Source organism: Candidatus Magnetominusculus xianensis, from assembly GCA_001541255.1.
Classification (GTDB): Bacteria; Nitrospirota; Thermodesulfovibrionia; order Thermodesulfovibrionales; family Magnetobacteriaceae; genus Magnetominusculus; species Magnetominusculus xianensis.
In genome coordinates this window covers 1-4,345 of the sequence record LNQR01000013.1, presented here as the reverse complement: position 1 = coordinate 4,345, position 4,345 = coordinate 1, and the positions used below count along the sequence as shown (strand labels likewise).

The window sequence follows — 4,345 nt, the reverse complement described above, 5'->3', positions numbered from 1 at the left end:
GCAGGATTGTTATTACCGCCAACAACAGGGCTAACCAACTACCCCTCTTCCCATACTGACCGCCACCAAATTTTTCGGGGGAACTCCTGGTTTATCACAGGGAATACCGGCACTTTACAGTAAACTGCCTGACATGATAATGTATAGCACATATGAGATTTAAACTTTGGCATAGAATTTTCTTAAGTATCATTGTCCCAGTGTTGGTAACTGTCGTTATATTTCTGTACCAAATCAACAAGTTTAAAACAATCTTTCAGCAAATCATGCTCATGGAGGCAGCCGACGATATAAACACAACACTGCTTGAACTGAGGAGATACGAAAAAAACATCCTCCTGTTCCACGAAGAGGTAAACACTATACTGTTCTATGAAAACCTCAGAAACCTGAAAAGGAAAGTGCTTACCATTGAAATGGTACTTGTCGGGGCTGTCGGAAGGGAGGATTACATGGAACTGCAAAAGAAACTATCTGACTATGAAGCCTCTGCAAATCAGCTTTCTGACAACACGCCGGACAAACTGTCCATAATAAAAAATATGCGTGCTTCTGCAAGGACTATCGAGACAATACTTTATGATTTCAAGATTAAGGAAAGACGGAAAATTGAGGTATCAATCTCGGAGATAGAACACAACCTTATTATTACAATCATACTGCTCCTTGCCGCCGCTACAACATCTGGATACTTGTTATCGAAAAAGGTCATAACCGTTATAAAGAAAATTGAAAGGTCATTTAAAAAACTCTCAAGGGGAGAGTTTGAAAATATCTACGACATCGAAGCGCCAGAGGAGATTGCTATTTTAATAGAAGTCTATAACCTGACGATAATAAGACTTAAGAAGTATAAAGCCGAACTTGATAAAACACTCAACTCACTTGAAGATGCAAACAGAGAACTAATTGAAAAACAAGAGACCATAATCGAATCGAAAAAGGCATCAGCCATGAGACTAATAGCCTCTGAAATAGCCCACGAGATAAACAATCCCCTGTCATCAGTCACCCTGATGCTTGGAATGTTTTACGAAGAAATAGATGATGCAGACCCCAAAAAGGAAGATATCAGGTTTATATTAAAGGAAATCAACCGCTGCCAGGATGTAATAAGAAAACTTACAGACTACGCAAGAAAAGAACCGTTAAGGTTGGCTCCGGTAAATATCAGCGAGTTAATTAAGGAAGTAGCAGCAGTTGCACTGAAACAAAACATCAGTAGGGGTGTCAATCTTATCACGTCCACCTTGGATTTACCAGAGATAATAACCATTGACCGATCGTTAATATACAATGCCCTGTTTAACATAATCTCAAACGCCTTTGAATCAGTACCCTCAGGCGGAAGCATAGAGATAAGCGCATCTGCCTATAGCGAAGACAACTTCGCAGTGATAACAATAAGCGACACCGGCATAGGAATCCCTGACGAGTATATTGGGAGAATATTTGATCCCTTTTTTACGACAAAAAAGGAACAGGGTGGAAGCGGCCTCGGACTGGCTATCACAAGAAAAATAATCGAAAGCCATCATGGTCTTATTAGTGTATCAACTAATACTGAAAAAGGGACGGTATTTAAGATAAAGCTGCCCATAGACCAACCCAATGTTTTAACTCAACCTACAGGAATAGAGTTGTGATAAGAATTCTTGTCGTGGACGATGAGATAGGGATTTGCCGCTCCCTTGAGATGCTGTTTAAAAAAGAAGGCTATGAGGTTACAACAGCTCATACAGGTTCTGTGGCAATCCCCATAATAACTGAGCGGGATTTCGAGATAATTTTTACCGACCTGAAACTGCCGGACACAAGTGGCCTCGACATAATCAAACACGCAAAAGAACGCCTCCCTTCATGCCAGATTATCGTAATAACGGGTTTTGCAAGTATTGAGACGGCTGTTGAGGCAATTAAAAGCGGCGCCTATGACTATCTGACAAAACCCCTATCCATCGACAAGGTAAGAATCATATGCAAAAACGCCATCGAAAAGATAACCCTTACTGACGAGATCAACCACCTCAGACATGAACTCTACCACTCATTTGGATTTGAAAACATCATCGGTAAAAGCCAGCTTATTCAGGACGTATTTAAGATAATCAGACAAACAGCGGCAAGCGACAGCAACGTCCTGATAACCGGAGAATCAGGCACTGGAAAGGAACTTGTAGCACGAGCCATCCACTACAACTCACAAAGGCGTGGAAACCACTTTGTCGCGGTAAACTGCGGGGCAATATCACGGGAACTCATCGAGGCAGAGCTGTTTGGCTATGTGAAGGGTGCATTCACAGGTGCGGTAAGGGACAAGACCGGGTTTTTGGAACTTTCCTCTGGCGGGACACTATTTCTTGATGAAATTGGGGAGACCACCCCGGACTTTCAAGTAAAACTCCTGAGGGTGTTGCAGGAGGGAGAATTTAACAAAGTAGGCAGTCCGCACACGACAAAGATAAATACCAGGGTCATCGCGGCAACAAACCGGATTCTTGAGAAGGCGATGTCTGAAGGGACATTCAGAGAAGACTTGTTTTACAGATTGAATGTTATTTCGATTCAGATACCCCCGCTTCGGCAGAGGCGTCAGGACATACCGCTTTTGGCCGTACACTTTCTATCAAAATATGCCGGAAAGCGCACTGACAAGCATATCACAGAACTCTCCCCGGAGGCTATTGACACGCTCTCAAGCTATGACTTTCCGGGCAACGTCAGGGAACTGGAAAACGCAATAGAGTACTGTGTAACCTTCGCACATGGGTCGGTTGTTACCGTTGATGACCTTCCAAAATCGATAAAGGGCACGAAGATAAGACCAGCGCAGCCTGAATCGGCAAAACCACTGAAAGCCGCCCTATACGAATTTGAAAAAACACTGCTTACAGCGGCCCTAAAAGAAAGCAGCGGCAACATTTCCCAGGCGGCAAGACTGCTTGACATCCACCGCCAAAGCCTCCAGCAAAAGATTAAGGATTTTAATATAAACATAGATGTGTTTAAAGGTTAGACTGTAGTTATGATTGAGATGTCATGAAGTACGTTCACTGGCTGTGATCCGCGTTTGCCCTGATGTGGGTTGATAGGGCAAACGCATTAGAAGCTTGCAACAGAGATTTCCTCGTGTTTTCAGCATGATAAACGTATTTGAAAAATTCAATAGCCATTTCATCCTCTGGAAAACGGGAATCCAGGATGTTGCAGGTACTAAAGAGCTACAGCATTTTGCAATTGGCTCTATGGTGAAGTGATACTTTAGCTTGCTTCACCGTTACCAACATATGTGTTAATATTGACCGTGTTGTATAAACTTCAGCGAAACATCCATTCTGTTTTCGATTTCTTTCAGCTCGTTGTGGATGCTCTTGAGTACCACGTCAAAGGTCTTAAGGTGTGGCAGCTTTTCGGCCTTTTTCTTTGATATTTCACTTACGCCATCTTCCATTCCTTTAAGTTTGTTTATAACGAGAGCCTTTTCCTTATTTATATCGGAGAGTTCTTCTTCAAGATGTCCCTTAAGCGTAAGGCAGTTATTTACGTCTCCTGTGACACCCTTTGTGCTGAACTGCAGACCGTTAATATCATCAATTAACTGTTCTTTTTTGTCGGCAAGGCGCTCTATTGAATCCCAAAAACCCTTAGACCTGTACTCATTTGATTTGATTTCACTTTCTGTAACTGATATAACGATATCCATCCCCCGGAGTTCGGAGTTTAACGCTTCAATATTATCTTTAAGCCCATTAGATTCGTCCATCAGAGCGGCCTTTGTCTCTTTCAATTGGCGCACTGTGCGAATAAGTTCTTTTATCTCGTTATACAGTTCTACGTCAGTCTCTTTAGCGGTTTTAGTGATTGTCCCATCGATTTCCATTTAACACCTCCTGTGTCGTAATATAACACAACGCCAGCGATTAGCGCTATATTTTTTAAGCCGTGAGGATAGGGTAAACACTCTGATGAACTGCATTTAGCTGTACTTAACCACAGCCCATGAATCAACTTGTCAATCCCGATGTCTGAGCCGCATTCGCCTGTACGGTTCGGAGGGAGGGGAAGGCGAAACCTTCCGAGGATGAATGTGGCAATATAGTCAAGGACACCCGTGAATACGCTACATTTCGTTCTAATCTAAGAGGTTGTCCGCAGGATATTTTTCTTAACCAACAATGTCTAAATGCCTGAGCCGAAACGCTGCCCCCAGTGACATGGCAATCTCACAGCACTTTTCTATGTCCACACCAGGGGCATCGACTGCCGTTGCCGTAACTTCAGGGATGTTGTCCTTTGCTGCGGCAATGAACTTCAACACTGCCTCGTATGCACCCTCAAATGGGGG

Annotated in this window: 3 protein-coding genes and 1 pseudogene; 2 read left to right on the top strand and 2 right to left on the bottom strand. The window is 43.1% G+C overall.

What is annotated here, in order from left to right; translation table 11 throughout:
• Nucleotides 1–152: 152 nt before the first annotated feature.
• The gene (locus tag ASN18_RS01640; RefSeq protein WP_157072776.1) at nt 153–1,646 is read left to right on the top strand and encodes a sensor histidine kinase; all 1,494 of its coding nucleotides are present in this window, start codon (nt 153–155) and stop codon (nt 1,644–1,646) included.
• The gene (locus ASN18_RS01635; RefSeq protein WP_085050861.1) at nt 1,643–3,016 is read left to right on the top strand and encodes a sigma-54-dependent transcriptional regulator; all 1,374 of its coding nucleotides are present in this window, start codon (nt 1,643–1,645) and stop codon (nt 3,014–3,016) included. The genes ASN18_RS01640 and ASN18_RS01635 overlap by 4 nt, the downstream gene beginning before the upstream one ends.
• 276 nt (nt 3,017–3,292) lie before the next feature.
• Here the strand turns inward: ASN18_RS01635 and ASN18_RS01630 are convergent, their stop codons facing one another.
• Together ASN18_RS01630 and ASN18_RS17405 are read right to left on the bottom strand one after the other, a co-directional pair.
• On the bottom strand, nt 3,293–3,880 hold the full coding sequence (locus ASN18_RS01630) for a flagellar hook assembly protein FlgD (protein ID WP_085050860.1): 588 nt from the start codon (nt 3,878–3,880) through the stop codon (nt 3,293–3,295).
• Between the two features lie 285 nt (nt 3,881–4,165).
• Nucleotides 4,166–4,345: pseudogene (locus ASN18_RS17405) on the bottom strand (hypothetical protein); the annotation flags it as partial.

What these genes read in the sequence shown, in the direction of transcription:
- ASN18_RS01640 (WP_157072776.1), top strand. Translation starts at nt 153, where the DNA reads ATGAGATTTAAACTTTGGCATAGAATTTTCTTAAGTATCATTGTCCCA.
- ASN18_RS01630 (WP_085050860.1), bottom strand. Translation starts at nt 3,880, where the DNA reads ATGGAAATCGATGGGACAATCACTAAAACCGCTAAAGAGACTGACGTA.